The organism is Lentzea xinjiangensis, assembly GCF_900110955.1.
GTDB lineage: Bacteria > Actinomycetota > Actinomycetes > Mycobacteriales > Pseudonocardiaceae > Lentzea > Lentzea xinjiangensis.
This window is the reverse complement of the sequence record NZ_FOFR01000031.1, coordinates 15945-42167: the sequence shown is the minus strand read 5'-3', so window position 1 is coordinate 42167 and position 26223 is coordinate 15945. Positions and strand designations below refer to the sequence as shown.

The window sequence follows — 26223 nt, the reverse complement described above, 5'->3', positions numbered from 1 at the left end:
ACGGCATGCGGCAAGCGTCGGGTCTGGTGCTGACGGGGTTCGTGCTGCTCGTGCTCTTCGCCATCGGGACCGTCCTGCTCGATCACCGCGCCGCGGACCTCGAAGCCCACGGGGCACGCGTCGACGGCGTGGTGATCGCCGTCCACCAGGGGATCCGCAACTCGTGGTCGGCTGATGTCGGCTACACCGTCCAAGGCGTGCGACGTGAAGGACTGGTCCAGCTCGACCACACCGGCGCGACGCTTCGACGGAGCGATGCCGTCACCGTGATCTACGACCCCGCTGATCCCGAACGCATCGCCCTGCCCGGCATGCCCAGCGATCCGGGGTGGGCCATCACCGCGATGTCACTGTTCTTGGTCTTCGGACTGGGCTTCGTCGGCGGCGGGTCGATCCGCGCGTTCCGCGCCGCTCGTGCCCGGTGAACCGAGTTGCCATGATGACCGGATGGACGTCAACGAGGTTCTGCTGCCCGGCGTCGGGCTGCGCTACGAGTTCACCAACGCCGACGGCGACCGCATCGGCATCGTGGCACGCCGCGAGGGCAGCTTCGAGGTGATCCGCTACGCCGCCGACGACCCCGACGAGGCCCAGCCGCTGTTCCGGCTCACGACGGCCGAAGCGGACACCGTGGCGGAGATCCTGGGCGCACCGCGGATCGCCGAGCGGTTCGCCGACCTCACCAAGGAGGTCCCCGGCCTCAGCGCGGGTCAGGTCGTCGTGCCCGCCTCGTCGGCCCACGCCGGCAAGCCGCTGGGCGCCACGCGGGCGCGCACCCGCACCGGGGCCTCCATCGTCGCCATCGTGCGCGGAGACGCCGTAATCGCCTCCCCGGCGCCCGACGAGCTGTTGCAGACCGGTGACGTCCTCGTCGTCATCGGCACCCACGACGGCATCAACGGCATCCGGCAGATCATCGAGAGCTGACCGTGCACACCTCGCTGGCCCTCTTGCTCGAACTCGGCGTCATCCTCGTCGGGCTCAGCGTGCTGGGCGCGGCGGCCCGGCGGTGGTCGTTCTCCCCGGTTCCGCTGTACCTGCTGGCCGGGCTCGCGCTCGGCAACGGCGGCATCGCGCCCGTTCCCGCCGCCGGCGACTTCGTCGAGGTCGGCGCCTCCATCGGCGTCGTGCTCCTCCTGCTCACCCTCGGCCTGGAGTTCGACACCGCCGAGCTCACCCACAGCCTGCGCCGCCACGTCCCGTCCGCGGTGCTCGACCTCGTCCTCAACGCGGCCCCCGGCGCCATCGCGGGCTGGTTGCTCGGCCTGCCGTGGCCCGGCGTGCTCGCACTCGCGGGGGCCACCTGGATCTCCTCCTCCGGCATCATCTCCCGCCTGCTGGTCGACCTGCGCCGGCTCGGCAACCGGGAGACACCGGCCGTGCTGGCGATCCTCGTCATGGAGGACTTCGCCATGGCGATCTACCTCCCGGTGCTGGTGGTCCTCGCCTCCGGCGGCACCTGGTGGCAGGCGCTCATCGGCGTGCTCGTCGCCATCGCCAGCGTCACGGCGGCGTTCACCGCCTCGCACCGCTGGGGCCACCACGTCAACCGCTGGCTCGCCCACCCCGACGACGAACAGCTCATGCTCCGCGTCCTCGGCACCACCCTCGTCGTCGCCGCCCTCGCCGAACTGGTGTCCGTCTCCGCCGCCGTCGGAGCGTTCCTCGTCGGACTCACCCTCACCGGCGAGACCGCCGAACGGGCCCGCGGCGTCCTCACACCCCTGCGCGACCTGTTCGCCGCCGCGTTCTTCCTCGCCATCGGCTTCGCCGTCAGCCCGGCCGACCTGGTCCCCGTCCTGCCCGCCGCGCTCGCCCTGGCCGCAGCGGGTGCCCTGACCAAGGTGGCCACCGGCTGGTACGCCGCCCGCCGCGACGGCGTCGCGCCACGCGGACGCCTGCGTGCCGGCACCGCCCTCATCGCCCGCGGCGAGTTCTCCATCGTGATCATGAGCCTCGCCGGGGCTTCGACTCCAGCCCTGGGTCCCGTGGTGACGGCCTACGTGCTCGTCCTGGCCACCATCGGGCCCCTGCTGACCCGCTGGGCCGGAGACTGGCTGCGCCCGCGGACACCGGCCGGCAGAGCACGACGCGAGGGACGGTAGGCGTTGGCAGGGTGAACGGTGGCATGACGGGTGCAGCGATGCTATCGACCAGTACTGCGGCAATCCCTTCCCCACCACCCGTATCCGCGGCGCGATCCCTCCACTGTGGAGGCCATTGCTACCGGGTCAGCCCGATACCAACCGAACCGTGCCCGCTCCGCCATCGATGGTGATGAGTTGACCGGTGGCGATCTCACGTGTGGCGTTGCGGACGCAGATGACCGCGGGAATGCCGTACTCGCGAGCGACGGTGGGTCCGTGCGCAAGTGGCGAACCGGTCTCGGTCACCAGGCCGGCCGCGGTCATGAACAGTGGTGTCCAGCCAGGATCCGTCGTGGGCGCCACCAGGATCTCGCCCGGCTCGATGTGCGCACCGGCGGGATCGCGGATCACCCGTGCCCGGCCGGTCGCCCGGCCGGCAGCCCCGGACATGCCGGTCAGCACGCCGTCCTCCGCAGGTGCTGGAGGGATGAGCGCCTCCAGGTCGGTCCCGCCGGACAACAGCGCACCCGGTACGGCCGGGCGTCGCAGTTCGCGCTCGTGCTCCGCGCGACGGGCTGCGACCACCTCGCGGAAGCCGGCCCCGTCGTGCACCGCTGCATGCACCTGGTCGAAGTTCAGAAACATGGTGTCGTCCGGACGTTCTGCGAGTCCGCGTGCGACCAAGCCCTCACCGATCAGGAGCAACTGCCGCCGTGCAGCCTGGATCACGGGCAGCCAGGCGAACTTCGCGATCTCCCGCAGACCGGTGAGCTGACGCGAGCGGCGCATGAGGAACACCGCGAGCCATCCTCGAACCGGCCGCTCGGCCCGCACCCGCCGCGACAGCGCCTCGATCATCTCCTCCGCTTTCGCCGCCGCGGCCGCGAACCGCCCGCCGGGCTCCTGTTCCGGGTGGTCGACTCGGAGGTAGTTGGCGATGGTCGCGAACAACGGTGACAGCACGTATCCCGTTGTGCGCAAGGCATCGGTCGTCATGCGGACGGCGATGTCGACGTCCTGGCACACCTGTGAGCCGCGTGCAACCACACCGCCTCCAGTTAGCATGCATCCATCGCAACGTGGGGAGACATGCGTGTGGCGAGCTGCGGTTGTTGTGCTGACGGGCCTCGTTCTGCTCGGGCTCTTCACCACCGGCGCCGTGATGCTCGAAGACCGCGCCGCGGAGTTCGAGGCGCGCGGAAAACACGTCTCCGGAGTTGTGACCAGGGTGTACGGCGGGTTCCGCCAGTCGTGGACGGCCGATGTCCGCTACCGGGCCGGCGGTGTCGAACGGACCGGATCGATCAACATCGACCGCGCGCCCAGCTTCGAGGTCGGCGACCCGATCACCGTCATCCACGACCCGTCCGATCCGGAGCGCATCGCCGCGCCCGGCTTTCCCAATGACCCACCCGCAGCCGTGCTCGCGATGGCGCTCACCCTCCTGGCAGGCGTGAGCACGTTCATCGTCGGGCTGGTGCACCTCGCCCGCGCCGGCTTCTCGCGCGGCGAGCGGCGGGGCCGGATCGGTTCGCGGCTTGCCGGGCGACCTCGATCCTCCCGGCAGCCCCCGCGCCACGCGCGCAGACCAGGTCAGTCCGACCAGTCGTGCCGAACCTGTGAACACCGGGGCGGAGACTCCTGCTCGAAGTTGCCGACGCCCAGGGCGAAATCAGACGACCTTGACGCGGCCTGGCCGCGTCGTCGCGTTCGGCATCGCCGATCTGAACGCCGCCGAGCACCTGCCCGACCTGAGCATCCACTCGACTGACCCCCGGATCAGCTTGCTCTGGCTGATCTCCTGCAGGTCCGGCACGACGGCCACGCACTCGGTCACCGGCGCGTCGGAGCGGTAGGCGGCGGCGCGAAGCACGATGCCGATCTGCTCGACGACGATCGCGATTCCCCACTTGCGGTAGACCGGCTCCTCGCTGCCGTCCGAGTGGGTGAACCCGGCGGCTGTGCCGGTCGTCTTCGCCGTCGTCACCAGACCACCACCGCGCTCCCGCGGTGGCTGTCGTCGAGGCCGATGGCCACCTGCCCGAACCGGTGCCCCTGGGCTGGTCCGACTCGGGCAAACGGGTCGAGGTCAAGATGATCCCCCCGCAAGAGCGGCCGGTTCGCGGTGCACTCGGCCGGTGACGTGATGTTCGGCAGGCGCTACGCCGCACCCGCTCAGGAAGAAGCGAGCGGCCGCGCCGCTTCGGACAACATCCGCGAGGTCGCGCGCAAGGCCGTCGACGCGGGCGCCGACATCGTGGTGGCACACGACCCGCACGTGCTGCAGACCCGTCGCAGCGCCACACCTACGATCATGCCGAGCGAACAACAGAACCTATCTACCGCAGGTCAACGCATGTGTGCAGAGTCCTGGCACCCCACAAGCCGGCGTTCTCCCGCGCCGTCTGCTCGATCAACGCCACCACGGCCAAATCGACCTGCGGACGCCCAGTCCGGTTCGAGTAGGTCCACTTCTTCGCGATCAAACGCCGATGCCACCGCAACACCGCGCCTGGAGCCACGAATCGGTGCTCCCTCAACCAGACGGGCAACCGCCGCACCGATGCGGGCAGCACTGCACGATCAGCCCAGTCCAGACGCGGACGGCCAGGAGTCCGGCGCAACACCAGAGCAGTCGCAGTGCCACACCCACGATCATGCCGCCAGAACGCCAGAACCCGATCACCGCAGTTCAGCGGGCGAGTGCAGAGTTCTGGCACCCCACAACGGTCAGGCGCGCTCGACGGCGTCGGCCTGCGGTCCCCGGTCGCTCTGGCGAACGCGGAAGCGCACCCGCTCGCCGGCCACCAGGGGCTCGCCGGAGACCACCGAGACGTGCACGAAGAGGTCGGGCCCGCCCGCGTCGGGGGTGATGAAGCCGAAGCCGCGGTCCGCGTCGTAGCGGGCCACCGTACCGTCGCCGGCGCGGGCCGCGGGCCGGGTGGCCGAACGGGCCTGGCCGGGGGCCGCGGCGGCCTCCACCGGCTCGCCGGCGGCCACGAACCGCACCTCGCGCGCCTGACGACCCTGGTCCACGGTGACCGTGGTGAACGAGACCCGATCGCCCTCGGCCGGCAGGTACCCCTCGTCGACCAGGGCGCGCACGTGCAGGAAGACGTCACCCGCCCCGTCGTCGGCGGCCACGAAGCCGAACGACTTCTCCTCGTCGAACCACAGGACGGAGCCGTCCGCGCCGTCGCCGGGCGCGACCAGAGGGGCGCGGCGGACCCCGGCGTCGAAGCTCAGCGGCACCACGTGCTGGGCCTGCGGACCCCTCTCACCCGCGGTGACGACGAAGGCCACCCGCTGCCCGGCCGCGAGAACACCCCCGGTGACGATGGCGGAGGAGTGCACGAACACCTCCGCACCCCCGCCGTCCGGCGCGGCGAACCCGTAGCCCTTGGCCGGCTCGTACCAGGAGACGGTGGCGAGCACACCCAGGGCCGCGTCGGGCGCGACGTCCCCGGTGACGGCGACGTGCAGCGCCTGCGGACCGCGGGGTCCCTCACCGATCTCGAACTCCACCGTCTGGCCCTCGCGCAGCGCCCGGGCCGCGCCCTCGCCCTGCACCTGCGAGACGTGCACGAAGACGTCGGCGCTGCCGTCGTCGGGGGCGAGGAAGCCGAAGCCGCGCTCGAGGTCGTACCAGCGGACGGTTCCCTGCTGCACAGTGCACTCCTGGTCTCACGGGTGGTCGAGGGTCCAGTGTCCCAGGCGCCGGATGTACATCCTGACCCCGACGCGCGGCAGGCCCGCCGTGAGTACATCGCCGAAGGCAACGGGGTTCACACGACGTCACCAGCCGTTGCACGAGTGGGCGGACGCGTGGGGTCGCGGGCATGGCCTCTCAGCGCCGCACCGACATCTCCGATGGAGTCGATCGCCGCGCAGATCTCGGCGACGTCCCGCTCGACGGGTGCCGGGACGTTGTACAGGGCCACTTGCACCGCGAGCCCCTCGGCCTGCGCATCGTTGATCACCTCGACCAGCGCAGCCGGGTCGACGCCGGCCATGATGGCGTTCCGGAATCTCGTCAGCTTGGCTTCCGCGTCAGCGAGCCTCTTCTTCGTGGCATCGCGACTGACCCTCGATCACCGGTTCTTGTGAATCCATCAGCTGATGGCGTCCTGAAGAAGGTCCTCCCGCAAATAGACCGCTCCGGGATGTGACGTGAGCACCGGAGATCCAGGAGCCAGGGTGTGCGTAGTTGCGCCCCGCACCCGATGGAGATACCACCGATGCCAAATTTCGGTCAACACTGAAGCTATGGAGACTGTCAGCTTGAAGTAATGACCTGCGACAGAAGAAAGGAATGAACCGCGATTTCCGTCTCTGCGGATAGACGGCACGAAGGATGCGAATACGGGTTCCCGCCGCACACAGCGGGACCTCGAACTCCCCGATGCCGCACCGTCCGGGGGGCCTGGACGGAGTACAGCACCCCACAGGTTCAGACCACTGATCCCACCCTCGTCCACACAGTCACAGATTCCACAGGGTCAGGAATATGGAAAGTTTCGAAACTTCCCCGAAGACGACCGAGACCATCCAAACAGGAATTACCACGCTTCTGACCGCCGCAAACAGCAATTGAGACGGAGGGCGATAGACATTCTTCAGGGAACGTTGCCATGATGAAGTGACCAAAGGGAAGCTCCGATACCAGTCGGCGCAATACACCATCAGCACATGCCGCCATTCGGCCCCCATTCCGCAGGGAGGGTGTCCCGATGTCGATGAGCACAACCGCTTCGCTGGTGGTCAGGCTGCTCGGCCCGGTGCGCGCGTGGCGCAACGGCGCGGAGGTCGACCTGGGCACCGCGCGCAGGCGCGCTGTGTTCACCCTGCTCGCGATGCGGGCGAACGAGGCGGTCTCCAAGGACGAGCTGGTCGGCGGGGTGTGGGGCGACGCGCCGCCCGCGACCGCCGGGGCGAGCGTCTACACCTACGTCTCCGCGCTGCGCGGGGCGCTGGAGCCGGAACGGTCCAAGCGGTCCGCCGGGGTGGTGCTCACCTCGTCGGGAGCCGGGTACGCGCTCCGCCTGGACCCCGAGGCGGTGGACGTCCACCGCTTCGACCGGCACCGCGAGCGGGCGGAGAGCCTGGCGCGGCACGATCCTGAGCGGGCGGTGGCGGAGCTGGACGCCGCGCTGGCGCTGTGGGAGGGCGAGGCGCTGTTCTCCGTGCCGGGCCGGTTCGCCGAGTCCCAGCGGTCGCGGTTGCACGAGCTGCGGCTGGCGGCCGTGGAGCGGCGCGCCGAGCTGGCGCTGCTGCTGGGCAGGCACGCCGACGTGGTGGCCGAGCTGTCGGGGCTGATGGTCGAGCACCCGCTGCGGGAGGGTCTGCGGGCGCTGCTGATGTCCGCGCTGCACCGAGGTGGCAGGCAGGCCGAAGCGCTGGAGGTGTTCCGCGACGCCCGGCAGGTGCTGGCGACCAAGCTCGGCATCGAGCCAGGCGACGCTTTGCGCGAGGCCCACCGCCGGGTGCTGGAGGGCGAGGCTGCCCACCGCTCACCTACGGCCGGACCGGCCGAGGCTTTCCTGACAGCCCCGGCCTCGTCTTCCGCCGATCCCCCCGCGGCGGCGAGCGCGCCGCGACAGGCGTTGGCTCCCCTAGTCGGCCGGCGGAGGGAGCTCGGCCTGCTGCGGCGCGCGGTGACCGGTGTGGCCGCCGGCCGGGGCGGAGTCCTGTGGCTCGAGGGTGAGCCGGGTATCGGCAAGTCGTCCCTGCTGGCCGCCTGCCTGGTCGGCACGGAGGTCCGCGTCGCCCGGGCCGCGGCCGACGAGCTGGGCGGCCGCTTCCCCCTCCGCGTGGTGCTCGACGCCCTCAACGTGTCGGTCGCGTCCCCCGACGCGCGCCGCGGCGAGCTGGCCCGGGACCTGCTGGCCAGGACCGGCGACCGCCACGCCGCGGGCGACCCGGTGCTCACCGCCGTCGAACGCCTGGTGGAACTGGTGCGCGAGCTGAGCGCGGAAGCCCCGCTGGTGCTGGCACTCGACGACTTCCAGTGGGCCGACGAGGCCAGCGTGCTGCTGTGGCACCGGCTGCTCCGCCTGTCGCACCGGCTCCCCCTGCTCCTGATCGCGGTGACGCGGCCGGTGCCGCACCGCGAGGACATGGCGCGGGTGCGGCGCGCGGTGGTGGAGACCGGTGACCTGATCATCCTCGAACCGCTGACGGACGACGAGGTCACCGCACTGGTGACCAGGCTGGTGGACGCCCCGCCCGGCCAGGAACTGGACCGGCTCGCCGGATGCGCGGGGGGAAACCCGCTCTACGTCAAGGACGTGGTCTCCGCGCTGGTGCGCGAGAACGCCGTCGAGTTTCGCGCCGGACTCGCCGAGGCGCGGGTGACGGGCCACGACATGCCGGCATGGCTGGTGACGGCACTGGCCAGGCGGCTGGCGTTCTTCTCGGCGGAAGCACTGGGCCTGCTGCGCTGGGCCGCGCTGCTGGGCACCGCGTTCGCGCCCGGTGACGCGGCGGTCGTGGCGGGACGGCCGGTCAGCGAGCTGGTCGCCGCCCTGGAGGAGGCGATGGCGGCCGGCGTCCTGGTCGAGGAGGGCGCCGGGTTCGCCTTCCGGCACCACTTGGTCCACCGCGCCCTCTACCTGGGCATCCCGGCCGCCGTGCGGGCCGCGCTGCACCGCCAGGCCGCCCAGGCCCTCGCCGCAGCCGGGTCGCCGGTCGAGCTGGTCGCGCGGCAGCTGGCCACCGCGTCGACCGCGGTCGACCCCTGGGTGGTCGACTGGCTGCTCGCCAACGCCGAGCTGGTCGCGGCGCAGGACCCGGACCTGGCGGTCGCGGTGCTGCGGTCCGCCGTCACGCAGTCGGACGTGCCCGTGGGAGATCGCGAACGGCTCGCGGCCCGGCTGGCCCGCCTGCTGTTCGGGCTCGGCCGCCGCGCCGATGCCGAAGCCCGCTACGCGCTGGCCCGCGCCAGGGATCACGCCGTGATCGCCGAGATGCGCTGGGTCCTGGCCGCCTCGTACCACCGCGACGGCCGCACCGCGGACGCCGCCGAGGTGCTGCGATCGGCGGCCGCCGACCACACCACACCCCCCGTCTGGCGGTCCCGCCTGCAGGCGCTGACCGCGGACGTGCTGACCGGGGACGAGGGCGAGACCGCCGCACACCAGGCGCTGGAGCTGGCGCGGGAGGTGCGCGACAACTTCACCGTGGCGCAGGCCAGGCGCGGGCTGTGGCGGGCCGCGACAGCCCGCGGCGACCACGCCGAGGCGTTGCGGCAGGTCGACCAGGCCCTCGCGGTCTCCGTCACCCCGGAGGCCCACGCGGACCTGGTGGGCGACAAGGTGCTCACCCTCCAGCACCTCGACCGCCTGGACGAGGCCGACGAGCTGCTCCGCGCGACGCGACCGCATCCCGCCGCGGTGGCGCAGTGCTACTGGCGGGGTCGCTGGGCGGAGGCGCTCGACCTGGTCGACGGCCACAGCGAGCCGCCGCCGAGCCCGTGGCCCCGGGACCGCGGTCCGACGCCTCCCGCTCACGGCGTCGCCGCGCTCGTCGCGGTCCGCCAGGACCGGGTGGACGTGGCGCTGCGGCACCTGCGCGCTGTGGCAGGCCGCCGGGACGACTTCCTGGACGACTTCCGAGCCGCCGCCGAAGCCACCATCGCCGAACGCGCCGGACGGGTGGACGACGCGCTCGCCGCGCTGACAGGGATGCTCGCACCCGGCCGTGCGGCGCCCAACCCGCGGTGGCTGCCACCGCTGACGCGGTTGGCGCTGCTGGCGGGCGACCGCGGCCTGGCGGCACGCGCGGCCGGGCTCGCCCGGGCGCGCCCCGAGGCCGTCGCGGTGGCGCTGCGCTGCCGCGGGCTGGTGGACCGCGACCCGGCCCTCGTGCTCGACGCGGCGGCGCGATACCGGGAGGCGGGCCGGCCGGTGGAGCTGGCAGAGGCGCTGGAGGACGCCGCCGCGCTGCTGGCGGGGCGCGGCGACTGGGCCGCGGCCGACGCGGCGGTGAGGGAGGCCGTGGCGGTCTACCGCGGTTTCGGCGCGGAGTGGGACGCGCGGCGGGCCGGAGCGCTGGTGCGCCACGTGGCCTGAGAAGGGGAGGACGTGCACGTCGATCACGGCGGCACCAGCGGGTGATCGGGGGTCGGCGCGGTCGATGGCGCCGGCACCGGGTCGCGGCGGCGGGAGGACGTGCGCCGTGACCTGAGGAGCCTTCGGGAAGGCAGGCGAGATGTCGGCGTTGCGGTTGGTCGTGCTGGGGCCGGTGCGTGCGTGGGTCGGGGATCGCGAGGTGTCGCTGGGATCGGCACGCCCCCAGGCGGTGTTCGCGATGCTCGCGCTGCGCGCGGGCGCGGCGGTGCGGCGGGACGACCTGGTGGCCGGCGTGTGGGGCCAGGACGCGCCGGCCACCGCGGAGGGCAGCGTCCACACCTACATCTCGTTGCTGCGCAAGGCTTTGGAGCCGGACCGGGCGCGCGGGGCGGCCTCGCGGGTGCTGGAGTCGGTCGGGTCGGGTTACCGCCTGCGGTGGGCCCCGGATGCTTCGGATCTCGCGGAGTTCCGCGCGCTGCGGGCGCAGGGTCAGCGGCAGCTGGCGGACGGCGACGCGGACGCGGCGCTGGAGTCGCTCGACGCGGCGCTGGGACTGTGGCGGGGCGAGGCGCTGGCGGGCTTGAGCGGGCCGTTCGCCGAGACCCGGCGGCGGGAGCTGGCCGCGGAGCGAACCGCCGCGCGGGAGCTGCGCGCCGAGGCGGCCATGGCGACCGGCACGCACACCGACGTGATCGCGGACCTCGGCGCGCTGGTCGCGGAGGAACCGCTGCGGGAACGGGCGTACGAGCTGCTGGTGCTGGCACTGCACCGCGGTGGGCGCGGCGCGGAGGCACTGGAGGTGTTCCGCGACGCCCGCCGGGTGCTGGTGACCGAGCTGGGCGTGGAACCGGGGCCGGGACTGCGCGCCGCGCAGCAGCTCGTGCTCGGCGGCACGCGGACCGCCCCGGCTCCCACCGCCAACCAGCCTCGTCCAGCACCGCGGGACGCATCGGCACCGGTGGCCGGCACCTTCGACGAGCCGGTCCTGCTGGGCCGTCACGCCGAGCTGGCCGCGATCTCGCGGGCGGTCGGCGACCTGTCAGCGGGACGCGGCGGGACGCTGTGGGTGGAGGGCGAGATGGGCATCGGCAAGTCGGCGCTGCTGGCCGCCGCACTGGTACGGGCCGGGCTGGCCGGGCACCAGACCGCCCACGCCGTGGCGGACGAGCTGGACAGCCGCTTCCCGCTCCGGCTCGCGCTGGACGCCCTGGGCGTGGACCCCGCTGCCACCGACCCGCGGCGTGCGGACGTGGCGCGGGCACTGCGCGAGCGGCAGCCCGTCGGGTCGATCTTCGCGAGCGGCGACCCGCTCTCGGGTGGCGTCGACAGGCTGGTCGCACTGGTGGAGCGGCTGTGCGCGGACGCACCCCTGGTGCTGGTGCTGGACGACCTCCAGTGGGCCGACGAGAGCAGCATCGAGGTGTGGCGCCGGCTCGGCGCGCTGACCCGGCACCTGCCGCTGCTGCTGCTGGGCGCGGCGCGGCCGGTGCCGCACCGGCCGGAGGTGGCCCGTCTGCGCCAGTTCTCGGAATCCGGTGGCGTGGTGCTGGACCTGGCACCGCTCGGTGACTCGGACGTGGCGGACATCGTCGGGCGGCTGGTGGGCGCGCCGCCCGGCCCTGCGCTGCGCGAGATCGCCGCGCGGGCGGGCGGCAACCCGCTGTACGTGCGGGAGGTCGCGGACGCCCTGCTGCGCGAGCGGCTGGTGGTCGTCGACACCGACGTGGCCGAGGTGGGCGAGCACGCGTTCGACCGGGTGCCCAGCTCGCTGGTTTCTGCGGTCGGCTGGCGCCTGGACCTGGTCTCGGCCCCCACGCGCGAGGTGCTGCGGTGGGCGGCGCTGCTGGGCGGTGAGTTCTCAGTCGACGGGCTGGCGGTCGTGCTGGACCGTCCGGTGGCCGAGCTGGTGACGCCGCTCGAGGAGGCCGCCGCGGCGGGGGTGCTGCGCGACGCCGGGACGTGCATCGCGTTCCGGCACCCGGTGCTGCGGCAGGTGCTGTACGAGAGGACGCCCGCGGCGCTGCGCAACGCCTTGCACCAGCAGGCCGCGCAGGCACTCGCGAGCGCCGGGGCGCCGGTCGACCACGTGGCGGAGCAGTTGCTGGCCGCAGCCGGGGACTTCGGCGCGTGGGTGGTGGACTGGCTGCTGGTGCGAGCACCCGCGCTGGTCTACGAGGCGCCGCTGGTCGCGGTCGAACTGCTGCAGCGGGCGCTGCGGTCCACGGCCGTGACCGCCGAGCACGCCGCGACGCTGCGGGCCCACCTGAGCAGCGCGCTGTTCCGCATCGGCCGGGACGCCGAGGCCGAGCACCACGCCCGGCGGGCCCTGCCGGGGCTGCGCGACCCCGACCGGATCGCGGAGGTCCAGTGGACGAGGGCCTACGTGCCCTTCCGCGCGTCGCGGCCGGAGCAGGCGCTGGCGTCGCTGCGGGAGACGCTGGCCGGCCAGGAGCTGCCCGCCGCGTGGCGGGCCCGGTTGCTGTCGCTGCTGGCACTGGTGCAACGCGCCGGGCTCGACGACCTCGACGCGGCGGCGGCGAGCGCGCGCGAGTCCATCGAGGTCGGCGAACGCGCGGCCGACCCGTTCGCCATCGGCCAGTCCCTGGAGGTGCTCTGGCAGGTCGACGCGGCGCGGCGCGACTACGTGAGCGCGCTCGCCTACCTGGACCGGGCGCTGGACGTGGTGGGCACCGACTTCAGCCTCACCGACCTGAAGCTGGTGCTGCTGGACAACCGCGTGTTCACGCTGCAGTGCCTGGACCGGCTCGACGAGGCGACCGACACGATCCGGTTGGCGTTCGACGCGGCCGGGCACGGCGCGCCCGTGGCGGCCCTCCAGGTCGGCGCGGCCGTCCACCGGTTCTGGCTCGGCGGGTGGGACGAGGCGGTGGACCGGCTCGGCGCGGCGCTCGGGGACGACTCGGGCATCACCGGGTTCGGCCTGCGCGAGGGCGCGTTGATGCTGCTGCACGGCGTCGCCGCACTGATCGCCGCGCACCGGGACGATGACCTGGCGCTCAAGCGACACCTGCACGCGGGTCTCACGCTGCCCCTGGCGACCGCGGCGAACCGGGAGAACTGCGACTTCCTGGTCGCGGCGCGGGCCGCCGCGGCGTACCGGAACGGCGACCACGCCGGCGCGATCGAGTTCCTGGGCGGGATCCTCGACACCCGCTACGCCCAGATGATGCTGCGGCACCAGTGGCTGCCGGAGCTGGTCCGGATGGCGCTGGACTGCGACGACCGGGCGACCGCCCGCGCCGCCGTCGAGGCCTGCGAGGCCGAGGCGGCCAGGGAGTCCACCGCGGCCAGGGCCGCCGCCGCGGCGCGGCGCTGCCGGTGCGTGCTGGCGGAGGACCCGGACGGGCTCGCGGAGGTCGCCGCGCACTACCGTTCGGTGGGCCGGGTGTTCGAGTCGGCGCAGACGCTGGAGGACCGCGCGGTCCTGCTCGCGCGCAGCGGGCGTGAGCAGGAGGCCGGTGCCGCGCTGCGCGAGGCCGTCGGTCTCTACCGCGGGCTGGGCGCCGCGTGGGACATCCGCCGGGCCACCGACCGCGTCGGCTGAGCGCCGTGGCCGAGTCGTTCACCGAGCAGCCGCCGTCCCGCCCGGCGGCGGAGCTCACCTGCACGACCCCGGTCGCGGTGGGTGTTACTCATCCCCCTCCTCCGGCGCGCCGATCACCCCGTCGGCCGACATCACCCAGCCCGTGTCCGGCCGGGCGCACTTCGTCGCGGTCGTCTCCCGCAACCCCCGCCGTGCCAGGTCCACCGCCCGCCGCAGCCTGGCGCGTTCCCGCTCGGCCACCAGGGTCTCGTCCACCTCAGATCATCCCCTTCCGCAGGGCGTAGGCGACCGCGTGCGGCCGGTTGCGCAGGTTGAGCCTGGTGGTCAGCCCGTAGAAGACGTTCTTGATCGTCCGCTCGGAGTAGCACAACTGCCCGGCGATCTCGGCGGTGCCCAGGCCGTCGGCCATCAACCGCAGCACGTCGGCCTCGCGCGGCGTCAGCTTGGGCACGCTCGTGTCCGGCGACACCAGCTCCCGCTGGAGCTGTTCGACGTGCCTGAGCAGCTCCGCGACCAGGCTGGGCGGCATGACCCCACCGCCGGAGGCCGCAGCCAGGACGCTGCGCAGGACCCGTTCCCCGGTCGCGGCGGTGCGGGGCAGGATCGCCACCACGCGGTACTCCACGGCGGCGAGCACGTCCTTCTCACCGACCTCGTCGAGGACCAGCACCACCGGTGCCCCGGCGTCGGCGACCACCCGCCGCAGTTCGGTCAGCACCTCGGGGCCCATCCGGTCGGCGGCGACCACGACCACGTGGGCCCGCGTCCGCCGGTCCCAGTCCAGGACCTCGATCTCCGCCCGCGAGCCGAGGTAGCTCGTCAGCCCGGCCATGCTCAGGTGATCCGCCGTCTGCACGACGACCCGCACTCGCTCCACCACTGCCTCCCACAGATCCGGTTCCCCGGTTCCGAGTCTGCGAGGCACGGCTTCACGCGCTCTGAAAAGCGTCTATAAAAGTTCTTCATCGGGGTTGGCCGGCGTGAAGGGGACGCTAGGCGACGACCTCGTCCGCTTCGCTCCAGTGCCGGTGCAGCGCCAGCAGCACGTCGTCCAGGCCGTGCGCGGGCGACCAGCGGGGATAGTCGCGCCGGAACTTGCGGGTGTCGCCGATCCACCACCGCGGGTCGGCGACGCGGGGTTGCGGCGAGTAGTCGAACGGCACTTCCACACCCGTCAGGTGCTCGTAGCGCGCGATCAGCTCCAGCACCGAGGCGCCGCGCTCGCGCCCACCGCCCAGGTGGTAGACCTCACCGGGCCGCGGGTCCAGGTGGAACTGCCACAGGGCGTCCACCAGGTCGCGAGCGTCCAGCACGTCGCGCACCTGCTTGCCGCCGTGATCGACGACCGGGTACGGCACCCTGCGCACGGCGCTGCGCACCAGGTGCGATACGAAGCCGTGCCCGCGCACGCGCGCCTGCCCGGTGCCGGTGACGCTGCCGCACCGGAACACGCCGACCTTCATACCGAGCTGGCGGCCGTGCTCCTGAGCGACGAGGTCGGCGGCCAGCTTCGACACGCCGAGAAAGGTGCGGCCGGCCCGGTCCAGCCGGATCGACTCGTCCACGCCGTGCTCGTGGAACCGGTGGGACGGGTCCAGCTCCCACCGGGTCGCGGTCTCCACCAGGGGCAGCGCGTCCGGCGCGTCGCCGTAGACCTCGGTGGTGGACACCAGGGCGAACACCGCCTCGCCGCAGTGCCGCCGCACCGAGTCCAGCACGGTGACCGCGCCCACGGCGTTGATCCCGAAGCCGATCGACGGCCGCTCGGCGGACCAGGCGCTGCCCGGCTGCCCGGCCGCGTGCACCACCAGCCGGACGTCCGCACCCCACACGCGCAGGACCTCGTCCACGGCCGCCTGATCGCGCACGTCCACCCGGTGGTGCCGGTAGTTCGGGACGCGCCGGGCCTCGGCCACCGCCCCCGCCGGGCCGAAGAACTCCTGCCGCGGCTCGTCGTCGATGCCGACGACCAGGTCGAACCGCGGTGCGAACCGCCGCACCGCCTCACCGCCCACCAGCCCTGCCGAGCCGGTGACCACTGCGATGTCCACGGGTACTCCTCTCCGTCCGTGCGCGATCTCTTCACGCCGGCTCCGCCTGGCCGGACTCGGTCACGAGCGGCGGAAGAACTCGACCTCGCCGAGCGCCACGTGCCGGCCGGCACCCAGCCCCGCGGCGGACTTCACGACCAGGCGCACCGCCACGACGTCGCTGATGCCGGTGTCGGTGCGTTGCGGACCCGGCTGGTCGTTCAACGCCACCGCGATCGTGCGGGTGACACCACCGGAACTGGTCACCATCAGGTCCGCGGCCGTCGGCCGGGCCTGCTCGCGGAACTGCTCCGGCTGCGCCGAGGCGCCCGAGTGCACGACGACCGACAGCAGCCGGAACGGCTGGTCGAAGGTGAACTCGACCGCGTCGCCCACGGCGGGCGCGCCCCAGTACCGGTTCGACAGCCCGTCCACGGCGGCCGCGGCCGGGTGACCGGGCACCTCGGCGGTGGCCGCGGTGCGCGCGGGCGCGATCGGCGCGGGCTTGGCCAGCCTGTCGCGCAGGTCCTCGAACAGCTCCACCGCATTCGGGTAGAACACGATCCCGGCGAGCACCAGCGCGGCGACCGCGAGCAGCGCGGCCAGCCGGCGCAGCCACTTCGAGGTGTCGCCGCGGCGCGAACGCCGGCGGCGACTCGCGGTGGTGATCGCAGTCCCGTCCTGGAGCGGGGTGGCGCACCGGCGGCAGAACCGGCGGCCCGGTGGGTTGGTGGTGCCGCACACCGGGCAGGGCGGACCGTCCACCTCGGCCTCGACGCCGAGGGTGGGCAGCGGACGCTTGGCCTCCGGCCGCCCCGGCAGCACGGGTCCCAGCACCACGGTCGACGGGCCTGTCCCCACCGCCGCCTCCGTTCCGGCCGCCGTCTGAACCCGAGCGACTTCCGGCCGACCGGCCGTGCGAGCGACGGGCTCGTCGGTCGTCGACGTCGCGACGTCCTTCCCGAAGCGCGACCGAGCCCACGCGCGCCAGCGGGCCCACAGGCCCGGCCGACCGGCGGCGGGGTCCTCCCGCTCGCGGCCCAGGCCGGCCACCGGGCCCGGCTCCGCCAGGCCGACCGGACCTTCCTCAATGGCCGTCTCGATCCGGGACGCCAGGTGGTGGTCCTCCGCCGGCTGCGGGCTCACCGGCTGATGCCCTGTCGGAGCATCCCGCACGGCCGGATCCTCGTGCGCGGCTTCCTCACCTGCCGAGGCCTGCGCCGTTCCCGTCCCCACCGCCGGGGCCGATCCGGCCGTCCCGCCGGCACCGGCTCGCTCCGGCCGAGCGGCCTCGGCGGACCACCCCAGGTAGGTGCCGCAGTTGCCGCAGAAGTCGTCACCGTCCTGAACAGACGCACCGCACTGCGGGCACGAGCGCACCACGGCCATCACACCCCATCCGCGGGCGGCCCGCCCAGCACCTCGACCGTGCACCGGACGTGCACCGGGCACACCACCCCCACCAGCGCTTCGACCCGGTCCCGGTCCACCGGACCGGCTGACCCCGGCCACACCCGCACCACGACCACTTCGGCCGCCGGACCGGGCAGCGGCGTGTCGGGCATGCCCGACCAACGCACCCCCGGGCCGTCCGCCACGTCCGCGCGCACGCCCAGCGACAGCTCCAGCCGCTCGACCAGCCCGCGCACCGTGCCGCGCTTGCGGTGCAGCTCCACGGCCCGCCGCACCAGGGCACGCCGCAGCGGCTCCGGCCACGCCGGGTCCAGTCCGGCCGCCACCCACGACGACAGCCACGCCAGGAAGTCCTCCGGCGCCAGCGCCGGATCCAGATAAGCGGGCAGGTTGTCCAAAGTGGACAGCACGGCCGACAGCACGGCGTCCAGGCCCGCGGTGAACCGTTGCGCGAAGTCGTCCGCCGCGTACAGCGCGGGCAGCATGTCCCCCAGCGGGTGCCTGCTCGGCAGTTCCGGCAGCGCGGCCCTCGTCACGGCGCACCGACCGCGACCTGGTGCTGGTGGGAGAAGACCAGCGCGTTGGGCGCGACGTCCAGCCGGTCCACCGGCGCACCGCGCGCCCCGGTGATCGGGTTCGCCGGGAACATCCGGATCTCGTCCACCAGCAGCACCCCCGGCACCGCCTGGAGCACCGAGAACACCTCGCCGAACTGCACCGGCCTCCCGAAACCCCAGCCGGCGCCGTCCGGTCCGCCGCGCAGCGGGTTGAGGTACCGGTACAGCGCGGCGAGCGCGTCCTCGCGGACCAGGTTGACGTCGGCGGCGGTCAGCCGGGCCACCACCGTGATGCCCTGGTAGCGGGGCGGTTCCACGACCAGCCGGGTGCCGAGCAGGCGCCGCTCGTCCAAGCGGCGGGCGACCGCGGCCAGCACCTCGTCGGAGGGCTCAAGCTGCTCGAACCGCAACCGGTCGCCCTCGTCGGCCACCGCGTCGGGCACCACCAGCACCCGCGCCGCCCCCACCTCGCCCTCCACAGGCAGGCAGCGCACGCGCGCCAGCGACGGCACGGCCTGCCGCGCGATCAGCTCGTGGTCGTCGGCGGTGACCGCGCGGTCCTGCACCCGCAACTGGTTGGGCGCCCGCAGCTTCGCCTCGGCCACGGTCTCGGCGTCCACGCCGCCGATCGCGGCCTCCCGGTTCTCCACCGCCGAGATGTAGGGCACCGAGCTGCGCAGCACCGAGATCGCGCCGCGCGCCACGTTGCCCGACCGGCCGCCGCCGGTGCGGTAGCGCGGAACCCTCAGCACCGCGCCCTTGGACGGCACCGCGCCGTAGCGGCGCAGTGTCCCGTCCGCCTCGCGCACCGCGGGCGGGAACAGGAACTCGCCGCTCGACGCGTCGAGCACCACGTGCCGGTCGTCGGGACCGGAGAGGCCGAAGTCCTCCACGACCACCCAGTCCTGCCAGCCCTCGCCCGCCGCGACCTGCACGACCACCGGGTCGCCGTCCAGCAGCACCGGGGCCCTGGGCACGGTGAACCGCTGGCCGGGAACGCCCGCGGACTCGCCGAGCGGCACGTCGACCTCGGTCTCGGCGTGCTCGGCGGCGGTGGTGCCGCCGATGGTGTAGGCCTCGGCCTCGCGCACCGTCGGGGACTCGGAGTAGAACGGCTGGCCTGGCACGGGTTCGGTGACTCGGCAGCGCAACCAACCGGCACGCTGGCCGGCGATCACCGACATCGTGTGGCCGCCCGGCACGTGCAGCACGACCTCGCCGGGCCGGTTGAGGCCGCCGGTGCTGTCCTCGTCCACCTCGCAGGCGGCCCAGTCCCCGCCGTCCCACGCCTCCCACACCAGCGGCGGTTGCCGCGGGTCGACGCCGACGCCCTCGACCCGGCTCTCCAGCCTCAGCACCACCACGCAGTTCGGCACGGCGGCGGTGAGCCCGAACAGGGTGGCGTCACCAGGCTCGGGCGAGGCCTGGAAACACGCCACGTCCTTGCCCGACTCCAGGTCTCGCGTCCGGTCGGCGTGCTCACCGGGCGCGGACCGCGTCACCAGGCGCGCCAGCTCGCAGGGCACGATCGGCAGTGCGCGGGTGGTGGCGAACACGGTCGCCTCGGCGAACTCGGTGCTCACCGTCGCGACCTCGGTGCCCGCGGGCAGCGACACGGTCTCGACCTGCGGCGCGGACAGCCAGAACGTCACCAGGGCGCTGGCCGCCGTGGGCGGGAACAGCCGCACGCCCAGCAGGTCGAGGAACGCCAGGTAGTTCTTCTCCGGCACCCGGTTGAGCCGGTAGACCAGCTGGTCGACCATGTGCGCGAAGGTCTCGATGAGGGTGACGCCGGGGTCGGACACGTTGTGGTCCGTCCACTCAGGACAGCTCTGCTGGACGTACCGCTTGGCCTCGTCCACGAACTGCTGGAAGCGCCGGTCGTCCAGGTTGGGCGCTGGTATCGCCATCAGCCGGCCTCCCCTTCCTCGGAAGGGATCGTGTAGAAGGGGAAGACCAGGTTGCGCTGGTCGTTGGTGGACTTCACGGTGTAGCGGATGTCGATGTAGAGCGTTCCGACGTCGACCGAGTCGAACGCCACGACCACGCCGGTCACGTCGATGCGCGGCTCCCACCGGTCGAGCGCGGCGCGCACCTCGCGCGAGATGTGCCCTGCGGTCGCCCCATCGGCCGTGGCGAACACCAGGTCGTGGATGCCACAGCCGAACTCCGGGCGCATCGGGCGCTCGCCGGGCGCGGTGCCCAGGACCAGCCGGATGGCCTCCTGGACCTCCTGGTCGCGGTCGACCATGCCGATACCGCCGGTGGTGCCGGCCCGCATCGGGAAGCCCCAGCCGCGGCCGATGAAGTCGGCGCTCACAGCGGCCCTCCGATCTGCACCGTGCCGGGGCGCGGCGCCAGCTTGGCCTTGCAGGTGGTCTCGTCCATGACCGCAGCGGCGGCCAGCCCTGCGATGAGGACGCCACGGCGCACGATGGCCGGCGAGACCAGGATGATGTTGGGGGCCGCGTTGTGCGGCACCACGGTGCACACGTGCACACAGTTGATCGTCGCGGCGGGCTTGCCCTCGATCAGCACCGTCATCAGCCGGGACGCCGACAGCGGGTTCAGCGGGGGCCCGATCGTGCCGCCGTGGAGCGTCTTGTCACCCTGCCGGGCAGCGAGGGGCATGTCGCGGTCTCCTCACGTGGTCAGTTGAGCTTGATGAGGGCGCCCTTGAGCGTGAGCACGCCCTGTCCGGCGTCGATGGTGATGCCGGTGCTGGTCAGCGACACCGAGCTGAGTACGCGCGCGCCGCCCGGCCCGCGCACGAACAGGTCGATCTTGTTGCGCTTCTCGTCGAGCACGACCTCCAGCCGCTTGTCGCCGGAAGCCAGCCGGACACCCGACTGGGTCATGCCGTCCAGCAGTTCCAGCCGGTTGCCGGAGCGCGAGACCAGCGAGCGGCGGTTGACCTTGCCGCGCCTGCCGTCCACCAGCGGCAGGTCGTGCGCCGACGGCTTGTCGACGCCGTTGTAGAGCCCGCCGATCACGTAGGGCCGGTCCAGGCTGCCCTGCTCGAACCCGACCAGCACCTCGTCGTTGACCTCGGGGCTGAACACCCCGCCACCGCCCGCGCCGCCCCACTGCACGGTGCGCACCCAGTCGGTGACGTACTTGTCGTCCAGCCACGGGAACTTCAGCCGCACCCAGCCGCGCTGGCCGCCGGCCTCCTTGATGTCGGTGACGATGCCGGTGGCCAGGCCGGGCATGCGCGGACCGCGGGCCGGCGCGTTGCCTCCCGTGACCAGGCCCGCGAGGGAGCGGTCGTAGGAGGCGCTGACCGTCAGCGTCGTGTAGTAGCCGGTCTCGGGCTCCAGCACGTGCCGCGCCGCGGTCACGGTGTAGGCGCCGTCGAAGTCCTGGCCGGAGTTGGTCAGCGTCACCGGGTCGCCGGCGCGGAGCTTGGGGTTGCCGGTGACGACGGCCTCCAGCTCGCCGAAGCCCGCGCTGGTGGACGCCTCCAGCGAGCGTGCCGCGCGGGTCGCCTCGGCCTGCGTGGCGTACGGCGTGTCGGTGACCAGCAGGGGCGCCTTGGTGCGGAAGGCGATGTTGGCCTCACTCGCCTTCAGGCCGGGCTTGACGGTCTTGCTGGCGGTGTTGGGCCGCACCGCGACCAGCGCCTTCTTGGTGGCCACGTCCCAGCTCCGCACCTCGACGCCGTTGGCCTGGTCCGCAGTGGTCAGCACGGCGCGCAGCGCGACGGTGTTCTCGCCGAACTCCAGCACGTGCGGGTCGTTCGTCCTCTTCGGCGCGGGTGCCTTGCTCGCCGGCTTGAGCTCGACGAACTCCAGCCGTCCCGCCTCGTCGATCCGGACGACGGCGTCGTGCTCCTGGGCGAGCATCTGCAGGAAGTCCCAGTCCGACACGCCCGCCTGGCTCAGGTGCCGGTAGGTGACGCCCACGACGTCAAGCCGGCCCGCGGTCAGCCCGGCGCCCGTGGCCACCTTCCGCACGATGGCCGCCGCCGACATGTTGCGGAACGCCTGGACCTTGCGGCCCCGCATCAGGCGGTGCGCACGGCTCATCGCCCGGATCACGGTGTACGAGCCGGTGCCGTCGCGGTCCAGCTCCAGCGCGGTGACCTCGCCGGTGAACACCTGCTCGGTGGTGGTGACGCTCGAGGCCGCCAGCGACACCGTGAGATCGGTGCCGATCGTGATGTGGGTCTTCTTGAGCAGCTCGTTCTTCTCGTCGGAGTACGTCAGCACGGCGCAGTCGGGCAGGCCGACGTTCTCGTCCACCACGCACCGGACCAGCTGGTCGGCCTCGCCGATCAGCGGGATGCCGTTCGCGCGCACCAGCGCGCTCGCGGCGATGTTGTCGCCCTCCACGTCCGGCCCGGTCATCGGTCCTCCCCTGTCTCTCCCGCCACGCCCGGTACCAGCAGCTCCGTGCCGGGAACCAGGACCACGGGGTCGTCGATGTCGTTGGCTTCCGCGATCACCCGCCAGGCGGTCGCGTCGCCGTACTCGCGCCACGCCAGCTGCGGCAGGCTGTCCCCGGCGACCACCTGGTGCGTTCGCCGGGCCTCGCGCGAACCGGACGTCGGGTTCTGGCCGGGTGTGCCCGCCCCCGCCTCCTCGATCGCCAGCGAGCAGGTGGCGCGCAGTGGTTTGCCGTCCACGTCGAACAGCGAGTAGTCCACCGACAGGCTGGACAGCACGCCGTCGAAGGACACCGACTTGGCGGTGCCCCACTCGAAGCGGACCCACGGGCTCGCGGGCTTCTTCTTGCGCAGACTGGCTTTCGTGGGCACGCAGGCGGTCATCAGCTTCTCCACGCGCTCCTCCACCGAGTTGTCGTGCTCGGCGGTCGCGTCCAGGAACACGTCCACGCTCAACGACCGCGGCCCGCTGCCGACGAACTCCGGCAGCGCCGCCTGGCCCGCCATCCGCGCCGGCTTCCGCCGCCACTCGACGCTCTTGCTCAGCGCCAGCTTGTCGGGGTTGAACTGGAACTTGACCGTGGCCAGCCGCGCCCCCGGCTTGGCACCGCTCTTGGCGGGCGGTTCCATGATCACCAGCTGGGCCTTGACCAGGCCGGAGCCGAAGTACGCCGCCGCGGCCTTGCCCGCCTTGGCGACACCGGCCTGGAACTTCGATGCCACTCGTCCGCCCTCCTCCGGCTTCCGCCCGCTCAGTCGTCGCCGGACGCCTGGAGGCCCTCGTGGGCGAACTCCAGCGTCTCCACGGCGGCCTGGGACTGGTTCGGGTCGAAACTGGGGCCCTGCCAGCGAACCGGGATGATGCCCATCACCTGCCAGCTGACGATCGGGGTCAGGTCGGGCGCCAGCGCGACGATCTCGCCGTCCTCGCGGTCGGCCTCCCTGATGACCTCGTTGAACCACTTGAGGACCTTGGCCGAGTCGCCGGTCACCGGGCGGGTCATGGTGATGTTGGACCAGGTGATGCGCGAGGGCAGGCTCCACGTGAACCCGTTGTTGCCGCCCTCGGCGTACTGCTCGACCTCCACCTGCGCGCCGAGGCCGTCGCAGGTGTGGAACATGCCGAGGTCGTCGCCGGCGATGGTCAACCGGAAGAAGACGCTGCTGGCGAACACGTCGTCGCTGTCGCTCATGGGTGCTCCTTGGTCAGGCGGCCGGCTAGCGGCGGCGGTCGTGCAGTCGGCCGGTGCGTTCGCGCCCCTCGCGCAGTTCCGCGCGCAGCAACCTGCCGAGCGGGTCGAGCAACCTGCGGGCCAGCTCCTCGAGGTCCAAGGGCTTGCCGCCGTCGGCGCGTTCCCCGGTCAGGGGCTGGCCGGCGGTCAGGGGCTGGCCGGCGGCCCGGGGCTGGCCGGCGGTCCTGAGCTGGCCGGCGGCCCGGGGTGCGGGCTTGTGCGGCGGCTCTGACACGTCCGCGGCCCGCCGCTGGACCGCGACCTGCTTGGCACCCGGTTGTGCCGGGGTCCGCACGCCGCCGAGGGCCGGTGGCGCGCCGTTCGGGTGCGGGTGTGCGATCGGTGGGAGCTTCTGACCGCTGTCGAGAGGCCGGGGCGGGGCCGGGCGCACCACCGGTGTCGCGCCGGTCTCCCGCCGGGACGAGGCGTCGGTGCGCCGCTGGACGTGCACGGCAGAACCCGCGGCAGGAGCGGTGACAGGCCGCGCGCTCACCGGCGCTGGCACCGGCTGCGGCCTCGGCGCTGCGTTCGCCGCCGGTGCCTGTGCAGGGGCCGAGCGCGGTGCTGGGGCTGAGGTCGAGGCCCAGGTCGGCGTCGAGGTCGCTGCCAGTGCCGAGATCGACGTCGCTGCCAGTGCCGAGATCGACGTCGGTGCCGGTGCCGAGATCGACGTCGGTGCCGGTGCCGAGATCGACGTCGGTGCCGGTGCCGAAGTCGGTGCCGAGGTCGAGGTCGAGGTCGGCGGAGAAGTCCGGCGGCTCGTCCCCACCGTGCTCCGCTGCACCGCGTCGGACCGCGAAGACCTCCGCCGGCCGACCGCCGGCGATGCCAGGCGCGCGTCGGCCGGTCCGCGCGCAGAAGGTCCGTGGCCCGTGGCAGCCGATCCGTTCACCACCGGTGCCGCCGCGTTCCGGCCGCCGAACCACCGCGCCCTCGGGGACGCCTGGCCCGAACTCGCCGAGAACCGCACGTCACCTCCCGCCGGAGCACCGGCCTGCGGATCGGCCGGGCGTCGCGTCGCCGGCGCGGAATCCAGGCCGGTGGGCTCGTGCCGGGCGCCCGGCCACTGGGGCCGGACCACCGGCCGCGCCGCCGCGTGCCGCACCGGCTGGGGCAGGCCCGTGCCGGTGTTGGTGGCGAGGGGTCGTTCGGGGATCAGCGGCAGCACGCGCGGACGGGACGCCTCGCCCCGCGGCGTCACCCGACCGCGCTCAGGCGCGTCGCGCCGCTCTGGAGCGCGGTGCGTCGACGGAGTCGAGGACGCCGACCGCTGGACAGTGGTCTCCCCCGACGACTGGAGCCGGGTCACCGGCACCACCGGCAACCGGCCAGAGGCCGGTGCGGTCGCGTGGCCGGGCCGCCCCACCGCAGGCGTCATGCCGCCGATCGCGCGCTGCACCGGGCGGTCCGTCCCCAACGGGGACACCACCTCCGAACCCGGCGGTGAGCTCGGCGCGGCTCCGTCGCGCCGCACCGGCGCGCCCGCCGGGGACACCTCGGGCCCGTTATCGGACACCCCGCCACGAGACGGAGACCGCCGCGCCGCGGACCCGTCGAGCGGGGGCGGAGGTTGCCGCACGTTCGCGTGGACCACAGGGGTCGCCGGCCCGCGGTCTGCCGACCGCTGCACCGGCGGGACCTCCTGGCCCCGCACCGCCGGTCCGCCCACGGGACTGGCCGGCAGACCGGCCGGCGGAACGGTCGCCGGACCACTCGCCGAAACAGCCGCCGGAACGTTCGACGGACCACTCGCTGGACCGCTCAACGGACCACTCGACGGACCACTCGACGGAACGCTCGACCGCGGCGCGTTCGCACCGGTGGACGGAGCCGCCGTCGCGGTGCTCTGCGATGCCGCCGACCGGCGTGCCCCCGCCTTGTCCGCGGCAGCCGCGGTGGTGGGCAGTTCCGAGAGCGGCTCACCGATCCCGGTGCCCCGCTTGGACCGAACAGGCCCGTCGGGCCTCGGCGCCGCGCTGCGCCGCACCACCGGTGGTCCGCCCGCCGGTGGCACGGCCGATCGCACCACGGGCACCCGCTCACCACCTGCCGGTCGCGCCGCCACAGGCCCCGCACCGGCCGTCGGCGGCATCGCCGTCAACGGCTCCCCGAGCACCGGTGCGGGCCGCTGCACGACGGCGGCTGCTCCCGGCCGCTCCCCCGCTGCGGCCGTCTCCGTGGCGACGACCTCGGGGGACCCGGCCCCGACCACGGGCAGCGGCCGGGCGGGCGGCAACGGAGGCCTGGCGACCGTCAACGGAGGCCGGACCTGTCGCAGCTCGACCGCCGCGGTGGCGCCCACGCCCGAGGGCGCCGGGACACCGGCGGGCGCACCAGCACCCGACGACGTCGCACCCGCCGCGCCGACGGTCTCACCGCCGCCGGAGCGCTTCGGGCCCTCCGCCGCCCCGGCAACGGCGGAGGGCTTCGATCCGGACCCCACCGCGCCGGAGCGCTTCGGCACAGCGGCCGCCACGCTCCTCCGCACCACCGGCGGGACACCGGAGTCCTTCGGCCCGGCCACGTCGCCGGGCAGCCCCGGTCGCGTGGACCCGGCGGTGTCCCGGGGCCAGGCCACCAGCAGCGGCCCGCCGCCCGAGTAGCGCGACCGCTCCGACACCTCCGGCCCGGTCACCCCGCCGATCAAGCCGGACGGGGCGCTCACGCTGACCGAGTGCCCCAGCTCGCCGCCGAGCCGGGGGTCCTGCCACGAGGGCAGTCCATCCCGGAACCGCAGGCCGTCCCCGATCGCGACGCTGCTGCGCTGGACCACCCCGCCCAGTGGCGGGAGGGCACGCCACCCGCCGTCCCACGCCGGGGCGGCCGGAGCGGTGACCTGTGCGGGCGCGGGCTCCTCCGCGGGCCGGGTCCCGCGCCGCCATC

The 26223-nt window shown here is 73.6% G+C and carries 22 protein-coding genes and 2 pseudogenes; 6 read left to right on the top strand and 18 right to left on the bottom strand.

Features of this window, described 5'->3' with window-relative positions; translation table 11 throughout:
- Positions 1 to 5 precede the first annotated feature (5 nt).
- The 3 genes from BMW88_RS38180 to BMW88_RS38170 are packed head-to-tail and all read left to right on the top strand — an operon-like array spanning position 6 to position 2105.
- Positions 6 to 425 carry a DUF3592 domain-containing protein gene (locus BMW88_RS38180; protein WP_089961233.1) on the top strand — a complete coding sequence of 140 codons (420 nt, stop codon included), beginning with the start codon at positions 6 to 8 and terminating at the stop codon, positions 423 to 425.
- Between the two features lie 22 nt (positions 426 to 447).
- Positions 448 to 927 carry a cation:proton antiporter regulatory subunit gene (locus BMW88_RS38175; protein WP_089961230.1) on the top strand — a complete coding sequence of 160 codons (480 nt, stop codon included), beginning with the start codon at positions 448 to 450 and terminating at the stop codon, positions 925 to 927.
- A gap of 2 nt (positions 928 to 929) precedes the next feature.
- On the top strand, positions 930 to 2105 hold the full coding sequence (locus tag BMW88_RS38170; RefSeq protein WP_089961226.1) for a cation:proton antiporter: 1176 nt from the start codon (positions 930 to 932) through the stop codon (positions 2103 to 2105).
- A gap of 126 nt (positions 2106 to 2231) precedes the next feature.
- Here BMW88_RS38170 and BMW88_RS38165 read toward each other — a convergent pair whose 3' ends face one another.
- The 5 genes and pseudogenes from BMW88_RS38165 to BMW88_RS38145 form a co-directional block, all read right to left on the bottom strand.
- Positions 2232 to 3239 (bottom strand): PEP-utilizing enzyme, encoded by a 1008-nt coding sequence (locus tag BMW88_RS38165; protein WP_245778342.1) that lies wholly within the window; start codon positions 3237 to 3239, stop codon positions 2232 to 2234.
- 520 nt (positions 3240 to 3759) lie between these two features.
- The gene (locus BMW88_RS38160; RefSeq protein ID WP_218148380.1) at positions 3760 to 4074 is read right to left on the bottom strand and encodes a hypothetical protein; all 315 of its coding nucleotides are present in this window, start codon (positions 4072 to 4074) and stop codon (positions 3760 to 3762) included.
- Between the two features lie 743 nt (positions 4075 to 4817).
- A complete protein-coding gene (locus tag BMW88_RS44390; RefSeq protein WP_342715340.1) occupies positions 4818 to 5522 on the bottom strand; it encodes a cold shock domain-containing protein in 705 nt (234 codons plus the stop codon).
- Between the two features lie 30 nt (positions 5523 to 5552).
- Positions 5553 to 5756 (bottom strand): annotated as a pseudogene (locus BMW88_RS43800) (cold-shock protein); the annotation flags it as partial.
- Between the two features lie 116 nt (positions 5757 to 5872).
- Positions 5873 to 6100, bottom strand: a complete 228-nt coding sequence (locus tag BMW88_RS38145; protein WP_089961216.1) for a hypothetical protein — start codon at positions 6098 to 6100, stop codon at positions 5873 to 5875.
- Between the two features lie 723 nt (positions 6101 to 6823).
- Between BMW88_RS38145 and BMW88_RS38140 the strand changes: the two genes are divergently transcribed.
- Both BMW88_RS38140 and BMW88_RS38135 read left to right on the top strand, forming a co-directional pair.
- The gene (locus BMW88_RS38140) at positions 6824 to 10156 is read left to right on the top strand and encodes an ATP-binding protein (RefSeq protein WP_177221624.1); all 3333 of its coding nucleotides are present in this window, start codon (positions 6824 to 6826) and stop codon (positions 10154 to 10156) included.
- A 139-nt stretch (positions 10157 to 10295) separates the two neighbouring features.
- Positions 10296 to 13721 carry an ATP-binding protein gene (locus BMW88_RS38135; RefSeq protein ID WP_089961210.1) on the top strand — a complete coding sequence of 1142 codons (3426 nt, stop codon included), beginning with the start codon at positions 10296 to 10298 and terminating at the stop codon, positions 13719 to 13721.
- A gap of 84 nt (positions 13722 to 13805) precedes the next feature.
- Here BMW88_RS38135 and BMW88_RS42550 read toward each other — a convergent pair whose 3' ends face one another.
- The 13 genes and pseudogenes from BMW88_RS42550 to BMW88_RS42545 all read right to left on the bottom strand — a co-directional run bounded on the left by BMW88_RS42550 (position 13806) and on the right by BMW88_RS42545 (position 23791).
- Entirely contained in the window at positions 13806 to 13976 is a 171-nt protein-coding gene (locus BMW88_RS42550) for a hypothetical protein (RefSeq protein WP_177221623.1), read from the bottom strand.
- A gap of 1 nt (position 13977) precedes the next feature.
- Complete coding sequence (locus tag BMW88_RS38130; protein WP_245778341.1) at positions 13978 to 14601, bottom strand: response regulator transcription factor; 624 nt, start codon at positions 14599 to 14601, stop codon at positions 13978 to 13980.
- 112 nt (positions 14602 to 14713) lie between these two features.
- The gene (locus BMW88_RS38125; RefSeq protein ID WP_177221622.1) at positions 14714 to 15772 is read right to left on the bottom strand and encodes an NAD-dependent epimerase/dehydratase family protein; all 1059 of its coding nucleotides are present in this window, start codon (positions 15770 to 15772) and stop codon (positions 14714 to 14716) included.
- Between the two features lie 60 nt (positions 15773 to 15832).
- Positions 15833 to 16897, bottom strand: coding sequence for an NADase-type glycan-binding domain-containing protein (locus tag BMW88_RS38120; protein ID WP_245778353.1), 1065 nt, complete (start codon positions 16895 to 16897; stop codon positions 15833 to 15835).
- Between the two features lie 168 nt (positions 16898 to 17065).
- Positions 17066 to 17140 (bottom strand): annotated as a pseudogene (locus tag BMW88_RS43795) (zinc ribbon domain-containing protein); the annotation flags it as partial.
- Positions 17140 to 17700: a phage tail protein gene (locus tag BMW88_RS38115; RefSeq protein WP_089961200.1), complete on the bottom strand. Its 561-nt coding sequence runs from the start codon at positions 17698 to 17700 to the stop codon at positions 17140 to 17142. The gene BMW88_RS38115 and the pseudogene BMW88_RS43795, both read right to left, overlap by 1 nt.
- Entirely contained in the window at positions 17697 to 19631 is a 1935-nt protein-coding gene (locus BMW88_RS38110) for a putative baseplate assembly protein (protein WP_089961198.1), read from the bottom strand. Before BMW88_RS38110 ends, BMW88_RS38115 begins: the two co-directional genes overlap by 4 nt.
- Positions 19631 to 20041, bottom strand: a complete 411-nt coding sequence (locus BMW88_RS38105; protein WP_089961196.1) for a GPW/gp25 family protein — start codon at positions 20039 to 20041, stop codon at positions 19631 to 19633. The genes BMW88_RS38110 and BMW88_RS38105 overlap by 1 nt, the downstream gene beginning before the upstream one ends.
- Positions 20038 to 20352, bottom strand: coding sequence for a PAAR domain-containing protein (locus BMW88_RS38100; protein ID WP_089961195.1), 315 nt, complete (start codon positions 20350 to 20352; stop codon positions 20038 to 20040). Before BMW88_RS38100 ends, BMW88_RS38105 begins: the two co-directional genes overlap by 4 nt.
- A gap of 20 nt (positions 20353 to 20372) precedes the next feature.
- Positions 20373 to 22070 (bottom strand): VgrG-related protein, encoded by a 1698-nt coding sequence (locus tag BMW88_RS38095; RefSeq protein ID WP_089961192.1) that lies wholly within the window; start codon positions 22068 to 22070, stop codon positions 20373 to 20375.
- Positions 22067 to 22831 carry a CIS tube protein gene (locus tag BMW88_RS38090; protein ID WP_245778340.1) on the bottom strand — a complete coding sequence of 255 codons (765 nt, stop codon included), beginning with the start codon at positions 22829 to 22831 and terminating at the stop codon, positions 22067 to 22069. The genes BMW88_RS38095 and BMW88_RS38090 overlap by 4 nt, the downstream gene beginning before the upstream one ends.
- 29 nt (positions 22832 to 22860) lie before the next feature.
- The gene (locus BMW88_RS38085; protein ID WP_089961190.1) at positions 22861 to 23301 is read right to left on the bottom strand and encodes a phage tail protein; all 441 of its coding nucleotides are present in this window, start codon (positions 23299 to 23301) and stop codon (positions 22861 to 22863) included.
- 25 nt (positions 23302 to 23326) lie between these two features.
- Complete coding sequence (locus tag BMW88_RS42545) at positions 23327 to 23791, bottom strand: hypothetical protein (protein WP_089961188.1); 465 nt, start codon at positions 23789 to 23791, stop codon at positions 23327 to 23329.
- A 22-nt stretch (positions 23792 to 23813) separates the two neighbouring features.
- Here BMW88_RS42545 and BMW88_RS38075 point away from each other — a divergent pair, with 22 nt between their 5' ends.
- Entirely contained in the window at positions 23814 to 25943 is a 2130-nt protein-coding gene (locus tag BMW88_RS38075; protein ID WP_089961185.1) for a hypothetical protein, read from the top strand.
- The last annotated feature ends 280 nt before the right edge of the window (positions 25944 to 26223 follow it).

Excerpts from the sequence above, each read along its gene's own strand:
- BMW88_RS38180 (WP_089961233.1), top strand. The coding sequence starts at position 6 with ATGCGGCAAGCGTCGGGTCTGGTGCTGACGGGGTTCGTGCTGCTCGTG.
- BMW88_RS38175 (WP_089961230.1), top strand. The coding sequence starts at position 448 with ATGGACGTCAACGAGGTTCTGCTGCCCGGCGTCGGGCTGCGCTACGAG.
- BMW88_RS38145 (WP_089961216.1), bottom strand. The coding sequence starts at position 6,100 with ATGGCCGGCGTCGACCCGGCTGCGCTGGTCGAGGTGATCAACGATGCG.
- BMW88_RS38140 (WP_177221624.1), top strand. The coding sequence starts at position 6,824 with ATGAGCACAACCGCTTCGCTGGTGGTCAGGCTGCTCGGCCCGGTGCGC.
- BMW88_RS38135 (WP_089961210.1), top strand. The coding sequence starts at position 10,296 with ATGTCGGCGTTGCGGTTGGTCGTGCTGGGGCCGGTGCGTGCGTGGGTC.
- BMW88_RS38110 (WP_089961198.1), bottom strand. The coding sequence starts at position 19,631 with ATGGCGATACCAGCGCCCAACCTGGACGACCGGCGCTTCCAGCAGTTC.
- BMW88_RS38100 (WP_089961195.1), bottom strand. The coding sequence starts at position 20,352 with ATGCCCCTCGCTGCCCGGCAGGGTGACAAGACGCTCCACGGCGGCACG.
- BMW88_RS38095 (WP_089961192.1), bottom strand. The coding sequence starts at position 22,070 with ATGACCGGGCCGGACGTGGAGGGCGACAACATCGCCGCGAGCGCGCTG.
- BMW88_RS38085 (WP_089961190.1), bottom strand. The coding sequence starts at position 23,301 with ATGAGCGACAGCGACGACGTGTTCGCCAGCAGCGTCTTCTTCCGGTTG.